This window comes from Mycobacterium sp. TH-M25 (genome assembly GCF_057473665.1).
On sequence record NZ_JBYCLA010000534.1, the window covers coordinates 1 to 3734 of the forward strand.

4 protein-coding genes and 1 pseudogene are annotated in these 3734 nt (G+C 63.0%); 3 read left to right on the top strand and 2 right to left on the bottom strand.

Features of this window, described 5'->3' with window-relative positions; genetic code table 11:
• Positions 1–118 precede the first annotated feature (118 nt).
• The 3 genes from AC2VOU_RS17875 to AC2VOU_RS17885 all read left to right on the top strand — a co-directional run bounded on the left by AC2VOU_RS17875 (position 119) and on the right by AC2VOU_RS17885 (position 2592).
• Positions 119–832 carry a ParA family protein gene (locus AC2VOU_RS17875; RefSeq protein ID WP_486958578.1) on the top strand — a complete coding sequence of 238 codons (714 nt, stop codon included), beginning with the start codon at positions 119–121 and terminating at the stop codon, positions 830–832.
• Positions 829–1347 (top strand): hypothetical protein, encoded by a 519-nt coding sequence (locus AC2VOU_RS17880; RefSeq protein ID WP_486958579.1) that lies wholly within the window; start codon positions 829–831, stop codon positions 1345–1347. Before AC2VOU_RS17875 ends, AC2VOU_RS17880 begins: the two co-directional genes overlap by 4 nt.
• Before the next feature lie 678 nt (positions 1348–2025).
• Positions 2026–2592, top strand: a complete 567-nt coding sequence (locus AC2VOU_RS17885) for a DUF6431 domain-containing protein (protein ID WP_486958580.1) — start codon at positions 2026–2028, stop codon at positions 2590–2592.
• 354 nt (positions 2593–2946) lie between these two features.
• Here AC2VOU_RS17885 and AC2VOU_RS17890 read toward each other — a convergent pair whose 3' ends face one another.
• Both AC2VOU_RS17890 and AC2VOU_RS17895 read right to left on the bottom strand, forming a co-directional pair.
• Positions 2947–3327, bottom strand: coding sequence for a hypothetical protein (locus AC2VOU_RS17890; RefSeq protein WP_486958581.1), 381 nt, complete (start codon positions 3325–3327; stop codon positions 2947–2949).
• Between the two features lie 47 nt (positions 3328–3374).
• Positions 3375–3734: pseudogene (locus AC2VOU_RS17895) on the bottom strand (DUF4226 domain-containing protein); the annotation flags it as partial.

Below are 3734 nucleotides of genomic sequence, written 5' to 3' on the forward strand. Positions count from 1 at the left end.
GATCGGTTTAGCGTTTGATCGGTTTAGCGTTTGATCGGTTTAGCGTTTGATCGGTTTAGCGTTTGATCGGTTTAGCGTTTGATCGGTTTGTCGATGCTTCGATAGAAGGACACAGCGCATGGCGAAGATCCTCGTTGTTCACTCACGCAAGGGCGGCGTAACAAAGACCACCAGCGCGTACGAACTCGGGTACGTGCTCGATGGGGTCCTGGTGGACCTCGAACACGACCTCACCGGCGTCACAGTGCTCTGGGGTGATCGGCCGCTCGACCGGGCCGGCGTCCCGATTCTTGACGCGATCGCCACCGGGCGGACACCCAAACCACTCAAGGGATACCGCAAGCCCCGTTTAGTCCCCGGGCATCCGCATCTTGGCACGGAGGCTCCCAGTCGGGAACAGATGGCTGAGGCGCTGCTGAAGTGGGCTGCGGAGTGGGATACCGAATGGGTCGTGGTCGACACGCATCCGGGCGCGGGGGAGCACACTCACGGCGCACTTGCTGTAGCCGATGTCGTCCTAGCGCCGACCACCCTGGACCTACCGGATCTTCGGGGCCTAGAGCAGCTGGTCGACGAAATGCTCGACTATCCAGTCGTCGTTCTGCCGACGAAAGTGCGGCCGGTGCCCCCCGCGATCGGGTTGAAGAAACTCGAACAGATCACCGCAAACACGCAGGTGCAGGTGGCCCCACCGATCCCGTTCGTCAGCAGCTTGGGGCAGCGCACGAAGCGCATAGCGATTACGTCGGAGGACCCGCCGGCAAAGCCCCTGCGGCTCCTCGCGGAGCGCTACAAGATGGTCGGCGAATTTATGAAGGAGTACGTCAAGTGAGCGGAATGGACATGCTCAATAACCAGCGCAACAGGCGTAGGAACGTCGGCAACGAAATGCCCGCGCCATTGCACGGCCCGCGGACCACTCCGGTGGTCCTGCCTTCGATGGAAGAAGAGGGGGCGGCCGCAGAGCAGACCCTGCCAGAAACTCGCGGCGCCCCGGCCGCAGCAGAGACCACAGCACCACCGGACGCCACGGACGGCGGGGGACAGGAGACGCCGGATGCACCACCGGAATCCAAGCGGAAGTCCGTGTCGCGCAAGCCGTTTAAGGCGAACGCCGCCGCCGGGACGTTGTACCCCACCACGGCGTACCTCGAAATCGACGAGGACCAATACATCCGGCGCACCATCGACGCCGGCCGATACGGCAAACCCAAGGTGACGTCGGCCAGCGCGATCATCCGTTACGCCGTCCAGCACCTCGCCACGCACATGACCCCGGAACAAGTCGTCGCGGCCATCCGAGAGGCCGCACCCGAAACCTCGAAGCAAGGGCGGATTCGGCTTTGACCGTTCTACCGTTCTATCGATAGAACGGTAGAACGGCTTTATGTGGCGATCGCCGATTGCCACACCGGTGTCCGGGAAACGAACATGACACACGGAACATCATGAGGCCTCTACAGGCCCCTACACGCGCAAGCCGCGTGAAAAGAAACTGGGGGCTCAGCGGTGAGAGCCATCAGAGAAGTCACGGACAAGACGCAGGTGCGTCGGCCGCGGTGGACCGGGAATGGGGTAGCCGGCCTCCTTGTATGCATCCGCGAGCGAAGCAGCGTCGAGGGCTGCCTGCGCGGCGGCCGCCGGGGAGAGCTCTTCTTGATGTCGCGGCGACCATCGCTCGGGCGCCCGGTTCGCAACGGCGAGGACGGTCAGCGCACCGATTGTTGAGCGTCTCTCGGGATGAGGACGAACCCTGGACTTTTCGTCACTGCCGTTGCCGATGAGATTTCTGGATGGTTTGCTTCGTCGGCACCGCCACCGTGCCGATGACGGCACCGGCCCAGTTCGCGGGCGAGGGCCGCGACCCAGTGTTCGCCGCGGTGACGGTTCGACCGATCGTCGGCAACGGCAGTGACGCAGTCGGCGAAAGCCGTTCCGCCCAACACCAATTGACCCCTCGTATGGCATCGTGGCGTATGTGAAACTCGATGACCATGAGCGGAATTCGCTGCTGTGATCGTCGTGGTGTCCGCCGCCGACGCGCAGAGCCGTTTGGCCTCGGGCGCGATGGCGTGCCCGCAGTGCGGCGCGGCTCTGGTCAAATGGGGACGTGCTCGAACCCGCACCGTCCGCGGGCCAGGCACCAGCACCGTGACCGTGCAGCCGGCCCGCGCCCGCTGTACTGCGTGCACGAAGACTCAGGTGCTGTTGCCAGCAGAGCTGCAAATCCGCCGCGCCGGCACCACCGAGGCCATCGGAAACGCATTGATACACAAGGTGAATGGTCTAGGTGTCCGGCGCATCGCCGCACGGATCGACCGGCATGAATCGACCGTACGCAGGTGGCTGCGCCGCGTCCCACCCGATCACCTGCACTGGTTGACCACCCGAGCCAACCGCCGGCTCATCGTGATCGCGGTCGAGGTGTTCAACAGCATCCGCTACTGCGGGGATCCGCTGCGTCACGCGCTCACCGTGCTGGCCGCGGCGGCGTTTCACGACAAGCAGCGATTCGGGTTCAGCGACCCGCCCTGGGCTCTGATCGGGATGTACACCTCGGGCCGACTCCTGTGCCCGCCACGCAGCCCCTGACATCACAGACCCGCCGGGCGTCCGCACGCCCGCGGCACACCGTCACCATGCAGACCACACCGTCAACCGGCCGACCACGTCGTCACCAATCCGATTAACAAGCCGAATCCGCCCGAAATCCCATCGCATTCAAAGTGACACCGTCATCTGCATCTTCAGCGACGGCCAACACCGATCCAGTATTGCCACCCGAAGCCATGGCTGCCAATCCGGCGAATAATATTCGTGAATTCGTCGCGGCGAGTCGTTGCTTCACCGTGCGGTCCTCTCGTTTAGCTTTAGCGTATCGCCTTGGACTCGTTCATTATTCGCCGCAAACATGGCTCACTCACCTGATCCCGGTTCTCAGGAAGATCAGCCGGCGATCAAGCAGGACAGCGATCCGACGCCATCGTCAACCCACGGAGTGACAGCATCCTTTATTGTCTTCACGACCGACTGCTTCTGACGTTCCGCAAGGGTCTGAACGGTCAGTACTCGGGCCGCATACAGTTCTGGCGTGCCAGCGGGCGGGTTGAAGACGTCGCCGGCTTCTATCGCGAGCACGGTGTCCCTGACCCACCGCACCCCGCCGCCGTTTTGCCCCGGGGCGCCAGCGAAAAGCAGCGTCGCCAGAACAGGTTCCGCCTCTATCTGCCAGATATCCGATGCCGCCTCCGGCGCAAGTCTGAGCATCGCGTGCGCGAGTACTTGTGCACGGTCGAAGGTTGCGATGACATTAGTTGGATCGGTCATAATCGTTGTCCTTTTTCCTAAAGCGTTGGTAGCCAAGCAACCACGTGCTATGCCGAGGTCGCGGGCACGGTTGGTGCCGACGCCCCGGCGGTCGGCACAGGAGCGACTGGCAGATTCGGTGTTGATGATGCCGGCGGATGGCAAAAGGCCATGAAGCCAGTCATTTTCGCCAAAGCAGACACCGGTTGTTCCTGCCCGTCGAGGTAGATCTTGCCGTCACCCAACAGCATTACGTACTTGTCTTTGAACACCGCCAGGTCGCCAACCTGAGCCACCGACAACGACGGCAACGTGTCTTTAATCGGCGTACCCGGCGGCGGCAAAGTGATACCCGCGGCTTTGTAAGCGTCCTCAAGCGACGCGCCTTGCAGATGGGCGGTGGCGGCCGCGGGGGGCCCCGGGGGGCC